The following is a 16,348-nucleotide window of genomic DNA, read 5'->3' as shown; positions in this document are numbered from 1 at the left end:
GTTCAGAATGCGTGGCTGTGATCCACAAGGTATTCAGCGAACTCGAGCGGTGCCGGTACCGGCACTTGCGCGTTCCGTCCAACGTTGGTGTTCATCAGCACGATGGCGGCAACGCCATCCTCGAAGCGAAGCCGTAGATTGGAATTGATTCCGGGGTCTCCACCGCCATGGCCCCACAGCAGCGGACGGCCTGGGTGTCGAAACGCATTCCAGCACAGCCCCATCGCCCGATGGTCATTTCCTGTCTCGACCTGAAACATGCGCCGTATGGTGTCACTCTGCAACAATTGAACGGATCCCAGCCGGCCTTCACCGAGGTAGGCCTGAGCGTAGCGGACCAGTTGATTCACACTGGTGCGCAGAAAGCCATCCGGAAAGTTCGGGTGGTTGTACAGACAGTTGGCGGCAAAGTCGTTGTCAACCTCGGCCGCTGCCGCGGGCCGGCCGACAACGGCGCTCGGCAACCCGGCCCAGGAAGGACCCCGCACCTCACCAGTGCTGACCCAACTGTATGGAACCGCATGCCTCGCGGGGTCGATGTCCCGCAGATGCCACGATGTTTCGTTCATGCCCAGCGGAAGAAACACCTTGTCCCGGCAGTAATCGGCGAACGGCATATCGGCAATTCGCTCGACCAGGTGGCCAAGCAGGCCATAACCGACGTTGCAATAGGCGAAGGACGCGCCAGGCGCCCAGCCATGAAAATTTCGGTCCGCGTCATGGAACGCACCCCCGGGTATCAGGTAGGCGCGCAACCACTCCTCGAGCGACAGCGCGGGATCTCCGCAGGCGTAAGCCCGTGCATACGCGGGCCCGTCATCGATTCCGCTGCTGTGCGTCAGCAATTGACGAACCGTGATCGACGCGTCAGGGTTAACCGGGTGCGTGACAGCAAAACCGAGATAACGATTTACCGGGTCGTCGAGTTGGAACTGACCGGCCTCCAGCAATTGCATGGCCGCGGTGGCGGCAAACGTCTTGGAGATGGAACCGATGTTCTGGATGGTGTCCAGGCTCATGGGCACGCGCTTCGCCAGGTTGGCCCAGCCGTAGGCATTGGACCAGACGACCTCGCCCTGTCTTAGAACGGCCACCGCCAGACCGGGTATGTGTTCTTGCTCCATGCGGGTTACGAAGTAGTCGTCGGTAGCAGCGGCGGCCGAAGATTCGGCGCAAGCCGGGATGGCCAGGCTGGCCCCCGCCAGAGCGCTCAGAAACTCACGGCGGTAAAAGTAACCCGAGGGGGCATGCGGTCCACGCCGGTTCATGTTTCGCCCCCGAGTTGACCCTGGCATAAGTACTTGATTTGTACATAATCGTCGGTGCCGTAGACCGAACCTTCGCGCCCGTACCCCGACTCCTTCACGCCCCCGAACGGGGCCAGCTCACTCGCAACAGCGCCTTCGTTGATGCCGATGACACCCGCCTCCAGCAGGCCCGGCAACCGGAATGCCCGCCGCATGTCGGATGTATAGAAATAGGCGGCCAGGCCGTAGGGTGTATCGTTGGCCAGGGTCACCACCTCCGGCTCGTTCTCGAATGCGATAACGGGAATAACCGGACCGAAGGTTTCCTCGTGACACATCACGGCGTCCGCGCCTACATTGGTGAGAATGGTCGGAAGATAGAAGTGCGGCCCCGCCGCAACGGCATTCTGCACGCGCTCGCCGCCGCATACCAGGCGGGCACCCCGTTCGAGCGCGTCGTCCACGTGTCTCTGAATCTTCTCCACCGCGCGACTGTTTATCATGGGTCCGATGGTGGCGTCCGGGTGAGTGGCGGGCCCCACCACGAGGCTTTCCATGGCGGCCTGCAGCTTCGTCACGAATTCATCGAGCACCGTCTGCTGCACGAAAACGCGATTGGGACAAACGCAGGTCTGGCCACCATTGCGGAACTTGCTCGCCATCAGGCCGGCAACCGCCAGGTCGAGATCGGCATCCTCGAACACGATGAAAGGCGCGTTCCCGCCGAGTTCGAGCGACAGCCGCTTCAGGGTTTCGGCGGACTCCCTGGCGAGGTGTTTGCCGACCGGCGTGGAGCCGGTGAAGGTGATTTTCCGCACGCGGCCGTCCGCCAGCCAGGCATCACCGACCAACGCCCCGTTACTTCGGGAGGCAGACAGTACATTGACGGTTCCGGGCGGAAAGCCTGCTTCCTCCGCGAGCCGGGCCAGTGCCAATGCCGTCAACGGAGTGTCCTCCGAAGGCTTGGCCACGACGGTACAGCCAACGGCCAGAGCCGGCGCGATCTTGCGCGCAATCATCGCCAGCGGAAAATTCCAGGGTGTAATCACAGCGACCACGCCCACCGGTTCTCGAATCACCATCTGCCGGCGACCTTCCTGGGTCGAAGGCAGGATGTCACCATTCACGCGCACGGCTTCTTCCGCGAACCACTCGACGTACGAAGCACCATAAGCCACTTCCCCGCGGGCCTCCGCCAGCGGCTTACCCTGCTCCAATGACATCAGGCGCGCCAGGTCTTCACCGTTTTCCAGAAGCAGCCGGTGCCACTCCTTCAGCAGCTGTCGACGCTGCATCGCCGTTTCCTGGCGCCAGGTTTTGAACGCCGCAGTTGCCGCCTCGACGGCTGCCCGGGCGTCGCGGGCATCACTGTCCGGGACGCTTGCGATCGATCGGTTCGATGCGGGGTTTATGACTTCGAGGGTCGCACCGCCCGCGCTCTCGCTCCAGGTTCCGCGAATGAAATTCTGATGTCTCAGCAGCTCCGGCCGCGTCAGTTCCAGTGAATTCATCATTGTTAAGTCCGGCTAACTGCCTGTGTTCAAATCCGGCCCTCTAGGCGACGGCGGCACGAATGTCGGGCTCTTTGAGGAGGCTGTCCAGTGACAGGGTCAGTCTGTCGAACAGAAATTCGAACTCGCTCTCCTCGAAGCACAATGCCGGTGCGAATCCGAGTATCGAATCAGCGAATGCCCGAAACACGATCTGGTTGTCGTATGCGATGCGACCGAGCCGCTCGGGCAGATTCAGAGCCATGTCGAACCGCGCTTTGGTTTCCTTGTTCGCCACCAGTTCCACGCCGGCAAGCATTCCTCTGACCCGGCATTCTCCAACCAACGGGTGCGCACTGAGCGCCTCGAGACGCTGGGCGAAAATGGGTGCGACGGCCTGCCCATTGGCCAACAATCCACCCTCAATGTACAAACGCAAGACCTCCAGCGCCACCGCGGCGCTGACCGGATGAGCGGAGTAGGTCTGGCCGTGGCCGACCACCGCTGATGCATTGGGGCCATCGGCAATGCCCGAATAGATCTCATCGGACATGAACAGCGCGCCCATGGGGCTGTAGCCGGACGTCAGTCCCTTTGCGACGGTCATCAAATCGGGTTCGACGCCTTCGGCGTCACAGGCGAACAACGGCCCGGTCCGGCCGAAACCAGTGATCACTTCGTCCACCAGGAACAGGATGCCCAGATCATTGCAGGCATTTTGCATGGCCTTCAACCAACCTTTCGGGGGCACGATGACTCCCCCCGAACCCATGATGGGCTCGCAGAAGAATGCTGCAACCTGATCTTTGCCCAGTTCATTCACTTTCTCGTGCAGGCTGGACACCGACTGATCGATGATGGCCTGCGGATCGTCACTGACGGGGCTGCGGTAGGGGTACGGGCACGGAATGTGGTGCTGATTCACGCGGGGCACATCGAAGTTGTCGTGGAATGCCGGCAACCCGGTCAGTCCCGAGCCGTTACTGCTCGAGCCGTGGTAGCCACGCTCCAATGCTATGAAGTGCTTGCGCTGCGGCTGACCGATCGCATTGAAGTAATAGGTGATATAACGAATTGCAGCGTCGATCGCATCTGATCCCCCGAGCGAAAAATAGACGTGCTCAAGAGATCGTGGCGTCAGTTCGATGAGTTTTGCAGCCAACTGGATCGCCACTTCGGAGCCGAAACTGAAGTACCCGGTCGCATAGGGCAGCTCACTCATCTGTCGCGTGGCCGCCTCCACCACGCTCGTTTGGCCGTAACCGATATTCACACACCAGAGGCCGGAAAAGGCATCGAGCAGGCGATTGCCATCGATGTCGGTCAACCAGGCGCCCTTTCCGGACTTGAGTACGGTGACCCCTTTCTTTTCGTGGGCCCGAAAGTTTACGACGGGGTGGATAAGGTGTTCGCGATCGAGTTGGAGCAGGCGTGAATTGGACATGGTTATCTTCTGTTGTGATAAATCTTACGGGTTACCCTCGGACGCGACACACGTGAATCTCTCAACATCACCCGGTGCATGTGGGCTGGCACGGGACCGTACTGCCCCGTCCGATGGTCGCGGCTGGTCGGGTCGATTGGCCCGCTGCCGCAGAGAATCCAGTGCGGCGCCTCGGAGTTTCAGAAACGAGTGCAGGCCGAATTGCGGACAGCGCTGACTACCCCAACGAACCGGCCTCCTTACGCTCCGGTAATTGAACGTCATCGGTATCTGTCATTCCACCCGCATAACGACAATATTGATCTGAAATACGACGCACCGGCTCCGTGCGGGTCCGGACGGAGCCGATTTGTTTCCCGCCTGGCGCATGACGGCTGAAAACTGTCGTACAACGGATTTCTGCCGATACCACGAAATCCTATAGTCGGGTGAGCGATCCCGTGTCGGCTCACAGGACCTCCCGGCACTTTGTTGCTTCGCCGGCGGCGTTCGGGGCCGATACCATCAGCCTGTTTCGGAGGACCCATGAAATTCAGCACCCATATTGAAGAATGGGAAATGCGCCAGCCCTTTCGTATCGCCGGATCGGAATTCACGCACTCACGAAGTCTTGTCGTATCACTGTCGGATGGCCAGGGCACCGGCCGTGGCGAAGCACAAGGTGCGTTCTATCTGGGCGAAACTGCAGAATCGATGAGCGCGCAGTTGGAAGCGTTGGCGCCGGAAATCGAGCAAGGCCTCGATCGGGCCCGTTTGCAGGAAGCATTGCCGCCCGGTGGAGCACGCAATGCCTTGGACTGTGCGTTGTGGGACCTCGAATGCAAGCGCAGCGGTCAGTCGATCTGGCAGCTGACCGGGATACACCCCAAACCGGTTTGCACGGTTTTCACCATCGGCATGGAAACCACGCCAGAGGCTATGGCCGAGAAGGCATCAGCGGCCGTTCGCGCGTCACAGATCAAGGTAAAGCTGGACGCCGACCGGCCGCTGGAAAAGCTGACCGCGATCCGAGCGGCACGACCTGACGCCGATCTCGTCGTCGATGCCAACCAGAGTTGGACCTTTGAATTGCTGCAGGAAATACTCCCCGCATGCCGGGAACTGGGAATCGGCATGATCGAGCAACCCCTGCCGCGGGGCGGGGATGCCTCCCTTGAAGGGTTTGACGCGGCAGTGCCGCTCTGCGCGGACGAATCGTGCCTTCACCTCGGTGAGTTCGACATCGCGGCACGCCGTTACGACATGATCAACATCAAGCTCGACAAGACCGGCGGATTGACCGAAGCCCTCGCACTCGCCAGACAGGCAGAATCTTCGGGATGCCGACTGATGGTCGGCAACATGGCGGGCACCTCGCTCAGCATGGCACCTGCGTTCGTTATCGCGCAGTTGTGTGATTACGTCGATATTGATGGTCCACTCCTGCTCAGGCACGACCATATCAACGGACTGCACTATCAGGACTGTGTCGTAGCATCCTGTCCAGCGGAATTCTGGGGATAAACAGGGTTCCTGCCGTCGCCTTAACCCCGGAGCCTCGTCCCCCGGCATCCATTATCAAGGTTCGCTCGGTCAGGACTGGAGCGGTTTCTTGTCGTCCGGGGGACACGATCTGCCGTGCAGCTGATATTAAGACGACAGACGGAAAACTAGAATGGATGGAAGTGATGGGACCAGGATGGCGATGGGGCCTGGTTTACAGGGTGATACGGGACGAGCCGATCAGAGGTAAAGGAAGGCAGCATGCAACAGTCACGGAGAGAGTTTCTGAGTTGGTTTTCCGCCGTGGGCGGTTGCTTCGTACTGACGGCATGGCCTCACGCGAGAGCCGTGCTGGCAGGTGGCGACCCTTCCCAGGGCAACTACCTTTTTCCGCAAGGCGTTGCTTCAGCCGATCCACAAGCTGATGCAATCGTTGTCTGGACCCGGGTCATTCCCCTCGATAGAGGCGAACGTGACGTCTCGCTCAAGGTTCAGTTTTCGCGGGACAGGGAATTTAGGGAGTCCTTGCTCGATTCCGAGTTATCGGCAAGCGCGGAATACGACTACACGGTCAGAGTGTTCGTCGATGGTCTGGAGCCGGATCGTTGGTATTACTACAGATTCATTGCGCCGGACGGCACACTGAGCAGAATCGGGCGTACCCGCACCGCGCCGGCACCGGACGCAATGCGACCCCTGAATGTCGCGGTATTTTCCTGCCAGCATTACAGCGACGGTTTTTTCAGCGCCTATCGACGGCTGATGATTGATAACGATTCGGCGCCACAGGATCGCAAGATCGATGTCATCTTGCATCTGGGAGACTTCATTTATGAATTCCCCGAAGTAGACCTGTACAAGGCGGACGGAACCCTGGTCGATGTTAGAAATCCTGACGGTTCACAGCGGATCGTTGATCCCTTGCCCTCGGGAGGCCCCGACGGCAATGTGCGCAAAGCGGAGACCGTGGACGACTTCCGCCACCTGTATCGCACCTATCTGCTGGACCGGGACCTGCAGGAGGCGCGTGCATCGTTTCCCTTCATTCACACCTGGGATGACCATGAACTGATCAATGATTGCTGGCAGGGGTTTGTGCTCGAAGAGTCCATTCATCAACGCCGGATGGACGCCAACCAGGCCTGGTTCGAGTACATCCCCGCTGCGCTGACACGGGCTGCGCCGGGGTCCGCCGGCTATCACCTCGCCCGGGATTTCGAGCCGGCCGAGGTCGAGGAAGGCGCCATTACCGATCTCGATGATCACTTTCTGGTCCGCGAGCCCAACAATCTCGCAGCGATTCACTCCATCGGCATCACCCGCAGCCTGCGTTGGGGTAACCTGGTGGAGATTTTTCTACCCGATGAGCGGAGCTTTCGCGGCCAACGCGGCGTCGACGCCAGCCTGCTGACGGGATCACTGGCCCCGTATCCGTTGTGGCCAATGCATCCGGAAACCATAAGCACACTCAACGCCGGGCGATTCGCCAACGACGGAAAACCACCCGAGACCATTCAATACCAGGGTAAGACGATCGACAATCCCCGCAAGGACGCTCCGCTGGGTTCGATGCTGGGTACCAGGCAGAAGGAATGGCTGAAAACTTCGCTGAAGAACAGTGATGTGGCCTGGAAAGTCCTGTGCAACAGTACGCCGATGCTCCGTTTCGGACTGGATGTGTCGTTTCGCGAGGGTGAGCCCGAGGCCGGGTTGCTGTGGACCGATAGTTGGGATGGCTACCCGGTCGAACGCACCGAGCTCATGGAATTCCTGCTGGAAGAGAAACTGACGAACGTCGTCTCCCTGACTGGCGACAGACATGCCCATTTCGCCGGCATGATCTATGACGACTTCGACGCCGAGAAACCCAGGCCGGTTATCCCTGAGTTCGCATGTGCGAGCACGAGTGCGGGTTGCCGGGCCAAAGTCCACGCCCTCGAAATACAGCATGACCCCGCATTGAAGCCGCTGTTCCTCTCCATAAAGGATCGCAATGGCGAGAAGGATGTGATGCTGCCCACGCTCAATGCCTGGTTGCTCTTCGGCGCGGAAGCGGCGCGTGCCCTTCACGAAACCGGAGAGGCCGAGGCCGCGATGGCCGCCGCCAAGCCTCAGATCAATCCCCATTTGAGCTACGCGGACACCGATGCGTACGGCTACTTGATCGCCCGTTATCTGCCGGATCAAATGGAAGTCGAGTTCGTTACCATCCCCGAACCGCTGAGTGACCCCGGAACTGCGGGCCCGAGAGTTGAACGTCGTGTGAGCTATTCGATCGGACGCTGGGAAGCGGGCAGTGAACCGAAATTATCGGATCCCGCCGTCATCGGGAAGCCCCCGCTTTGCGGTCTCAAGCGTGCGTGATGTAATCCCGGTAAACCTGGGGTCAGAGTAAAGGGACAGAGTAAAGGGATTTACTCTGTCCCTTTACTCTGACCCCAACCCTGCGCGCTGCTTTGCTATTCGAACGACATGCTGAAGCCCGCGTACCAGGATCGGCCCATGCCGGGCACGGCGGTTCCCCACGGAATACCGCTCAGACTCATCGTAGACCCCTGACCGGTATACGTGCCTCCGGTTGGAAGGTAGTAGAACTTGTCCAACAGGTTTTCTACGCCGACATCCACCCGCAAGCGCTTCCAGCTGTGACTGGCACGCAGGTTGAGCAAGCCGTAGCCGGGCGTTTCCACTTCATTGCGCACCGTCGATACATGGGTCTTTGCATTCACGATCACCCACTCGATCTCGTTGTCCCAGTCGCCGAGGCGGTGGTTGAGCGTGATGCGGGCGTTGAGTGGCATGATGTTCCAGAGGTCGTCTGCGGAGTCGCGATTCTCGCCGTCCGTGTAGCCAGCCACGCCCCCGAGTCGCCACTCTCCCCATTCATTGGACGCCAGCAGCGCGTTGGCGGAAAGGTCTACGCCGAAAATTCTCACGGATTGGTTGGCATACCGCAGCGTGTTGAATTGGCCTGGTGTCCAGCCGGGCAGCGCAATGGCGTCGATGTAGTTTTCGACCCGTGTGTAATAGGGTGTCGCTGTAAGTGCCCAGGAACGGTCGGCTGCCTGCCACCGAAATGAAACCAGGAACGTTAGAGCGGTTTCGGCCTTGAGGTCGATATCGCCGACATACCCGTTGCCGTCACCGGCCGTATTGTTCATGGACGCTGCCATGGCCCAACTCGACCAGGTGTAGCGCTCGTACAGATTCGGCGACCGTACCTTGCGGGCAACGCCGAATTCCACATCGAATTCATCGGTGAACGTGTACCGTGCGAGTGCAGTGATATCGACATTGTCGTCCGAGCGCTGGCGGTTGCGGGAGTTGAACGCCAGCGCTTCGGGAATCTGGTTGCCTGGTGCCGGATTCGCGGTGGCATAGCCGGTGACTTCCCCCGTGTCGGTCGTGACATGTTCGTACCGGATGCCGAGCAGGATCAGCCAACGGGATTGTGCTCGTGATTCCCATTCAGCGAACAGCGCCTTGCGGTCGCGTTCGCCGTCATTAACATTGAGAAATGTGCCGGGCCACATGCCGCCTCCCGAGGCGGGCCAGTAGTCATCGAGTCGGTGCCTGTGGTATTCGGCACCGAGGCGCAGCAAGTCGCCTCCTGCCCGCATAAATTCACCGAGTAGTTTGGCTCCGTAGGTTGTGCCTTCGCTCATCATCGGCATTCCTTCGGCGCAGGTCATGAAGCCAGGGGGCGAGCAGGGCGTGCCCGGCTCTGCTGCGGCGGGCGGCTGGGACAAAGCGCCGTACCACAACCGCTTGTCCGGACCGAAGTCCATCTCGTGGTCCACCGCTTCATGATAAGCACGGGCTTCCAGTCGGCCCCAGCCGTATCCGGTTTGCCAGTCGATCGCTACGCGGTGCTGCTCGTTTTTGAGCAGGTCCATACGTTGGTTCGGAAACAACTGTTCGGACATGTTCTGGGAAGCCAGACTCATCTTCAGCACGCCGTCCCCGGTTTTCCAGGCCACATTCAGCAGGTGGTTGGCGGTCGTGTAGGCAGTGGATCCGACCTCATCGGCCGGCAACGTGTGTCCGGGCCGACCAGTCGCCACGGCCGTCTTGAAATCTTCGGCGGCCGTGTAGTTGTCCGCCTCACTCCATGCTCCGCTGTATCGAATGCTGAACCGTTCCGTGGCCAGGGCCGCCGCCGCACTCGTGCCGAATGCCCGGTTATTGCTGCGGTAAAAGGAAGCGACATCACCGAACACCTTTTCGGGCATACCCGGTTCTGCGAATTCGGGCTCTACCGTCTCGGCGATGATGGTGCCGCCGATGCTGTCACCGCCCACGCTCACCGGCGTTATTCCGGCAAACACCCGCAAGCTGTCTACATGGCCTGGGTCAACATAGGACAGCGGTGGATTCATGTGATTGGGACAGGCAGCCACCAGACTCATGCCATCGACCTCGATATGCAGCCGGTCATTTGCAAGGCCATGTATGGCCGGCAAACTCGATAGTCCGCCGGCCCCGTTCAGGGTAATACCGGGAATGCCGCGCAACAGGCTGGCCGCGTCACTGGTAGCCGGCCGCAATCGCTGCAGCGTTTCCTTCTCGACGCTCGTGGCGTCGGGCAGGGTTTCCTCGACCGGTTCGCCTTCCACCGAGATAGGGTCGAGTTCGGTAACTTCCGCCGCCATTCCGCTGATTGCGGGCAGAAGTAGCAGTACGAGCAAACAGTCACGCGGTGCTGGCCGGTGAGTGCCGCTTGGTTGGGCAATGTTCATGATTCCTGACTTCCGATGTGTTATCGATTTCGTGTACCCGAAAGCCGTGATAACGCCGTTTGTGCCGGCGGCTACGTCAGCCGTGAGCTGGTAGCGTCGTTGCGCGAGTTCGGGTCGGTACCGTTTTTATTTCTTCAGGAGTACAGGGGCGGCGCGCGCGTCGCGTAGGCGGAAAATTGCACCGCGCGACAGTGCAGAACTTCAACATCGACAACCAGCTTCGCATTGCCGGGAGGCAATGTAAGAACGGTCGGAGGATGCGTGATTTGTGCAGTGCCTGCGATTTTGTAGAGGGTCAGTACAGGGCACTCTTCGGAATCGTCCGGGGCTTTCGGGGTGGGTTCCGGAGTGCTGGTTGGAAGCGGAGATTGGTTGGCGATCCGCTTCGATCCCATCAGCGTACACTTCTCGACAACGGCATGGCCTTCCGCGTCGTATCCGACCATCGGCGTTGCGAGATAGGTGAGCAGAGGCTGAAACAGGAACCCGAGCATCAATGCCCAGGTGATAAAGGCACGTCTGTTGCGTGCGCGCACCAACCTGCGAAGGATCAGGCGTGGACTGTAAGAGCTGTTGGTGCGTATCACCCCGGCCGCCGTTATGGTTCAACTTGACACTCTTTCATTATGGTGACGCGAAACATGCCCCGCAATCGGGCAGCGCAGACAAATTCGCTAGCATTGACATGCGTCAGAGAATGATTGGGAATGCCCGGAGTCAGAGGAATGCCCGGGAATGCCCGGGGTCAGAGTAAAGGGACAGAGTAAGTCCCTTTTACTCTGTCCCTTTACTCTGACCCCAATCCTTCTGTCCCTTTACTCTGACCCCAATCCTTGCTCTGACCCCAAACCTTGCTTGACGGCATGGGTGTGGGCCAATAAGATCACCAATGAACATATATTTTATATATGAATCCAAAATAATGAATCCACTGATTTCCTGCTCCAGCAACCCGGACAATAAGTCATGCCTTCCTCGAGCTGGCCTGCCCTGAGATCGTACTCGCCCCCGTTCCAGGCGGCCATCGCCATGCCGTTGGGCGGAATCGGTGCCGGGTCGGTTTCGCTGGGAGGGCATGGAGAGCTGATTGACTGGGAGCTGTTCAACCGGCCTTCCAAGGGTTTTACACCGTGCTCTGTCGATGCTGGCCCGGGCGTGATGTTGCATATGAAACCGGCACAAGGGCCTGCGCAATTGCGCTTGGCCGAAGGCCCTGTTGAAACACGCGACTACCCGGGCTGCGTGGGTACGACGAAGCCGAATCATGGCATACCCCGCTTTCAAAACTGCCGCTTCGATGCCGCCTACCCGCTGGCCCAGGTTCACCTTCAAGACGACAATTCGCCGCTGACGGTTCGGCTCGAGGCATTCAGTCCGGTGATCCCCGGAAACGCCGATGACAGCTCCCTGCCTGTCATTCAGTTGCGTTATCACCTGCATAATTCCAGCGCTGAGGCCGTGGATGTGGCCGCCATTGCCAACTTGCCCAATTTTATCGGCATGGATCCGCAAAGCCGCCAGGTGCTGGGAAACGGGCGATATGCATTCAGCGGCCCGAACAAGAACCGCATCGAGTTTCGCGAAGATGCGGCGGCCAAGGGCCTGTATTTTTACTCTGAGGGTGTCGACGACAAATTAAACAGCTGGGGCACCCTGTCTCTATGCACCGATAGTGAAGCAGATGTCAGCTACCGCCGCAGTTGGCTCGACCAGCATTACCACTCCGCGCTGCTGGACTTCTACAACGACCTGGAATCGGACGGACGGCTCGACGACCGGGAACACTCCTCCGGTGACGTCCCAACAGGCTCTCTTGCCGTCCATCACCGCATTCCGCCCGGCGAAAGCCGCTCGGTCCGGTTTTTCCTGTGCTGGCACTTCCCCAACCGGATGGACTGGACGCCCGGCAAACATGACATCCGGGTAGGCAGCTGGTACAGCGAGCGATTCACCGATGCCTGGGATGCGGCCAGGCAGATCATTCCGCGGTTGCCGCAACTCGAGCACAAAACCGTGGAATTCGTCCGGGCATTCTGCGGCAGCGACCTGCCCATCGCCGTCAAGGAGGCGATGCTGTTCAATCTGTCCACCCTGTTCACGGAGACCTGCCACCGTTTGCCCGATGGCACTTTCTGCGGATTCGAGGGTTGCGGTGACCACCAGGCTTATTGCGAGGGCTCCTGCACTCACGTGTGGAACTACGAACATTGCCTGCCCTTTATGTTCGGGGAGCTCGCGCAGACCATGCGCTCGGTTGAATTCGAAATCGCCACCGGTCCACGGGGCGACATGGCTTTTCGGGCGCACCAACCGTTTGCACAACGCGGCCGCGATTTCGCACGCGTTGCCGCCGATGGACAGATGGGCTGCATCGTCAAGGCGTACCGCGAGTGGCAACTGTCCGGCGATACGCTGCGCATGCTGGAACTGTGGCCGAAGGTCAGGAAAAGCCTGGAGTATTGCTGGATCGAAAACGGCTGGGACAGCGATTGCGATGGCGTGATGGAAGGGTGCCAGCACAACACCATGGACGTGGAGTACTACGGGCCCAACCCCCAGATGCAGGGATGGTACCTGGCCGCACTCCTGGCCGCCGCCGCCATGTCAGAACAGGCCGGCGATGCCGAATTTGCGAAGAAATGCAGGACCCTGTTCCAGCACGGAAGCCGCTGGATGGACGAACATTTGTTCAATGGCGAGTACTACGAGCAGCGTTTTCAGCCTCCCGTAGCCCCTGAGCGCATACCGGCTGAACAGCGCCTGTTCAATGACAAGGCCATTGACGACAGTCACCAACTGCTGGATGGCTGCCTGGTTGACCAACTGGTTGGCCAGACCATGGCGCACATCTGCGGACTGGGAGACCTGCTGGATCCGCAGCACATCGCAACCACCTTCACGAGCATCGCCAGGTACAACCAGCAGACCGGGTTCAGGAATCACTTCAATCCCATGCGATCCTTTGCCCTGGGCGATGAGAAAGCGCTCCTGATGGCGTCGTTCCCGCGCAACCCGCGCCCGGAATTTCCGTTTCCCTATTTTGCGGAGACCATGACCGGATTCGAATACACCGCCGCTGCCGGAATGATCTACGCCGGGCAACGTGAGGCGGCCCTTGAAATACTGACCGACATCCGTTCGCGGTATGACGGAAACAAGCGCAATCCGTTCAATGAGCCGGAGTGCGGACATCATTACGCCCGCGCGATGGCCAGCTGGGCGAGCGGCTTGGCGTGGACCGGCTTCCACTTTTCCGCGCCGCAAGGCGTGATGACGGTGAACGGCGAGGAAGGTTGCTGGTTCTGGTCCAACGGTTACGCCTGGGGTACATACCGGATCCGGGGCGACCAGGTGACGCTGAGAGTCCTGTACGGCAAGCTGAAGCTGAACCGGTTTACGGCACGCGCGCAGGGAAGCAAACAGTTTGCCGGTGAAACGGTTTTTTCCGAGGGTGAAGAAAACACCTTCACACTTAACTGATCAGTACCTTCCAGGAACTCCTCGAATGGCGCAGACGGGTTGGGGTATTTGCAAAGTGAGCACCACTCGGAGCACGAGGCGATGCTTTTCGGTTGCTGCCCGAATTGCCGGGTCCTCTGCGGTCCTGGTGCTACTGCTATTCGGGCTGGTGACCGCTTGCCACGCCGGCCCGGCGCAAGTCGCTCCGGGCTCCCGGCCCAACTTCATCGTGATCTTTACCGATGACCAGGGGTATGCAGACGTCAGCGCGTTTGGCGGCACCCATGTCGATACCCCGAATATCGACCGCATGGCGGAGGAGGGCATGATGCTCACCCGCTTTTATGTGGCTGCGCCCTTGTGCTCTCCTTCCCGCGCGGCGCTCATGACCGCCAGTTATCCCATTCGCAACGACATGGCTTACGGGTCGGACTTCATGGTGTTGCTGGCCGCAGACAGCAAAGGCCTTCACCCCGACGAAATCACACTGGCAGAAGTGTTGCGGGATGCGGGCTACCGAACCGGACTGTTCGGCAAGTGGCACCTGGGCGATCAGCCCGGGTTTTTGCCGGGCCGGCAGGGTTTCGATGAGTTCTTCGGCATCCCGTACAGCCACGATATTCATCCCCAAAATGGCAAGGCCAGCGCTGCCGGATACCATTTCCCCCCGTTACCTCTGATGCGAAATGAAACGGTTATCGCCACGGACCCGGATGCCGACCTGCTGACGCGGCGCATGACTGAAGAAGCGATTCAATTTATCGAACGCCATGCGTCAGAACCCTTCTTCCTCTACCTGGCGCATCCGCTTCCGCACGAGCCGATACACGTGTCGCCACCCTTCATGCAGGATGTCGGCAGGACGACGAAAGACAAGCTGGCGCGGGAAAACACCGCAACCACGGTGGATTACCTGACCCGCCGTGAACTGTACCCCCAGGCCATCCGTGAAATCGACTGGTCCGTGGGGCGGATACTGGGCACGCTGAAGGAGCTGGGTCTGGACGAGCGGACCCTGGTCGTATTCACTTCGGACAACGGCCCGGTTGTGGGAAGCGCGGCACCTTTTCGAGGACGCAAAGGCAGCACCTACGAAGGTGGAATGCGTGAACCCTCCGTGGTTCGCTGGCCGGGCACACTGCCCTCCGGAACCACCAATGATGAACTCCTCACGGCAATGGACCTGTTGCCCACCTTCGCCTACCTGGCAGGTGGTGAGGTACCGCAGGATCGTGTTCTTGACGGCAAGAATGTGTGGCCCGTTCTGGCAGAGGCGCAGCACAGCCCGCACCGCTACTTCTTCTACTATTTCCAGAACGATTTGCAGGCCGTTAGCGGTCGAAAATGGAAGCTGCACCTCCGGGAGGGGGAGGGAACCGAGCTTTACGACCTGGAAGCCGACCCGTCCGAAAGCAAAAACCTTCTTTCACAGCACCCGGACAAGGCTGCTGAACTTCTGGAGCAGGCAAAAGCCTTTGAGCTCAGCCTTCAGGACAGCAGCCGACCTGCCGGATATGTCGAAAGCCCGGTGCCCCTGACGCAATCTGCGGATCGTTGAACCCGGAGCGCGTGAGCAAGAACCGCCAGGTGCGGCTCAACATTCACCACATCCTTCAGCGACCGCACCCCCGCATCCGGATCCGGGCCTGAACTGACCTGGCCCACGAGCATGATGGCTGGCTGCCGAAGAACGCAGGGGCACGCGGCGCGTGCAGGAACCCCGCCGATACCACAGGGCTCCGTTGCCGGAGTGTCCCCAGGGCAACAAACTCGAATCGGCCTTGCCATGCCTGTTTCCCCGCGGCATCACTAGAATCGGGATTCACCCTTGTTGATGAAAACCGAACCAATCAAAAATGGCTTCTGAATCGAAACTCGTAACTGACAGCGAAACATTGCGTGAGGTGGTCGGAAAAGTATTTCCCATCGCGCGGGACAAGGTGTTCCCGTCGCTGGATAAATTCAGTCGACAATTCCTCGAGCTTTCTCCATTTCTCTGCCTGGGCACCATCAGCGACCGGGGGTTTTGTGATGTCTCGCCGCGCGGTGACCCGCCGGGCTTCGTCAAGATCATTGATGACAAAACCATCGCCATTCCGGAACGTCCGGGTAACCGCCTCGCAGACTCGATGCACAACATCCTCTCCAATCGCACGGTTGGAATCATCGCTTTTGTGCCCGGCATTTCCGAATCGCTGCGTTTCGGAGGGAAGGCCAGTGTTGTTCGCGATGAGAAACTACTGGCAGAAATGCGTGTTCGCGGCCAGCTCCCGAAACTGGCTATCAAGGTCGATATCGAGTACGTGTTCTTTCACTGTGCCAAGGCGTTGATCCGGTCAAAACTGTGGGACCCTGACACGCAGGTTGACCGGGATATTTTTCCGCCCTACGGCGAAATCATTCAACAGCAACGCCGGCCGGATATGGCCGCGGACGAAGTGGAGCGGTTGGTGCAGGACGATTACAAGAATTCACTGTACTGAGGCC

Annotated in this window: 10 protein-coding genes; 5 read left to right on the top strand and 5 right to left on the bottom strand. The window is 59.6% G+C overall.

Annotated elements, in window-relative coordinates:
* Positions 1-2: 2 nt before the first annotated feature.
* From V3330_RS16660 to V3330_RS16650, 3 genes are read right to left on the bottom strand one after another with little or no spacing between them, the layout of a single operon-like run.
* A complete protein-coding gene (locus tag V3330_RS16660; protein WP_354696584.1) occupies positions 3-1,268 on the bottom strand; it encodes a serine hydrolase domain-containing protein in 1,266 nt (421 codons plus the stop codon).
* A complete protein-coding gene (locus tag V3330_RS16655) occupies positions 1,265-2,761 on the bottom strand; it encodes an NAD-dependent succinate-semialdehyde dehydrogenase (protein WP_354696583.1) in 1,497 nt (498 codons plus the stop codon). Before V3330_RS16655 ends, V3330_RS16660 begins: the two co-directional genes overlap by 4 nt.
* 40 nt (positions 2,762-2,801) lie before the next feature.
* Positions 2,802-4,181, bottom strand: coding sequence for an aminotransferase class III-fold pyridoxal phosphate-dependent enzyme (locus V3330_RS16650; RefSeq protein ID WP_354696582.1), 1,380 nt, complete (start codon positions 4,179-4,181; stop codon positions 2,802-2,804).
* Between the two features lie 525 nt (positions 4,182-4,706).
* Here V3330_RS16650 and dgcA point away from each other — a divergent pair.
* Together dgcA and V3330_RS16640 are read left to right on the top strand one after the other, a co-directional pair.
* Positions 4,707-5,684 (top strand): N-acetyl-D-Glu racemase DgcA, encoded by a 978-nt coding sequence (gene dgcA / locus V3330_RS16645; protein WP_354696581.1) that lies wholly within the window; start codon positions 4,707-4,709, stop codon positions 5,682-5,684.
* A 240-nt stretch (positions 5,685-5,924) separates the two neighbouring features.
* Positions 5,925-8,027 (top strand): alkaline phosphatase D family protein, encoded by a 2,103-nt coding sequence (locus tag V3330_RS16640; RefSeq protein ID WP_354696580.1) that lies wholly within the window; start codon positions 5,925-5,927, stop codon positions 8,025-8,027.
* Between the two features lie 95 nt (positions 8,028-8,122).
* On the opposite strand, the gene V3330_RS16635 is transcribed toward V3330_RS16640, so the two are convergent.
* Together V3330_RS16635 and V3330_RS16630 are read right to left on the bottom strand one after the other, a co-directional pair.
* Positions 8,123-10,315, bottom strand: coding sequence for a TonB-dependent receptor (locus V3330_RS16635; RefSeq protein ID WP_354696579.1), 2,193 nt, complete (start codon positions 10,313-10,315; stop codon positions 8,123-8,125).
* 221 nt (positions 10,316-10,536) lie between these two features.
* Complete coding sequence (locus V3330_RS16630; RefSeq protein WP_354696578.1) at positions 10,537-10,989, bottom strand: hypothetical protein; 453 nt, start codon at positions 10,987-10,989, stop codon at positions 10,537-10,539.
* A gap of 379 nt (positions 10,990-11,368) precedes the next feature.
* Here V3330_RS16630 and V3330_RS16625 point away from each other — a divergent pair, with 379 nt between their 5' ends.
* The 3 genes from V3330_RS16625 (at position 11,369) to V3330_RS16615 (ending at position 16,344) form a co-directional block, all read left to right on the top strand.
* Positions 11,369-13,882, top strand: coding sequence for a GH116 family glycosyl-hydrolase (locus V3330_RS16625; RefSeq protein WP_354696577.1), 2,514 nt, complete (start codon positions 11,369-11,371; stop codon positions 13,880-13,882).
* On the top strand, positions 13,854-15,419 hold the full coding sequence (locus tag V3330_RS16620) for a sulfatase family protein (RefSeq protein WP_354696576.1): 1,566 nt from the start codon (positions 13,854-13,856) through the stop codon (positions 15,417-15,419). The genes V3330_RS16625 and V3330_RS16620 overlap by 29 nt, the downstream gene beginning before the upstream one ends.
* Before the next feature lie 298 nt (positions 15,420-15,717).
* On the top strand, positions 15,718-16,344 hold the full coding sequence (locus V3330_RS16615) for an MSMEG_1061 family FMN-dependent PPOX-type flavoprotein (protein ID WP_354696575.1): 627 nt from the start codon (positions 15,718-15,720) through the stop codon (positions 16,342-16,344).
* Positions 16,345-16,348 lie beyond the last annotated feature (4 nt).

Origin of the sequence: Elongatibacter sediminis, assembly GCF_037892215.1 — a bacterium.
Taxonomy (GTDB): Bacteria; Pseudomonadota; Gammaproteobacteria; order Xanthomonadales; family SZUA-36; genus Elongatibacter; species Elongatibacter sediminis.
This window is presented reverse-complemented; position numbering and strand designations above follow the sequence as displayed.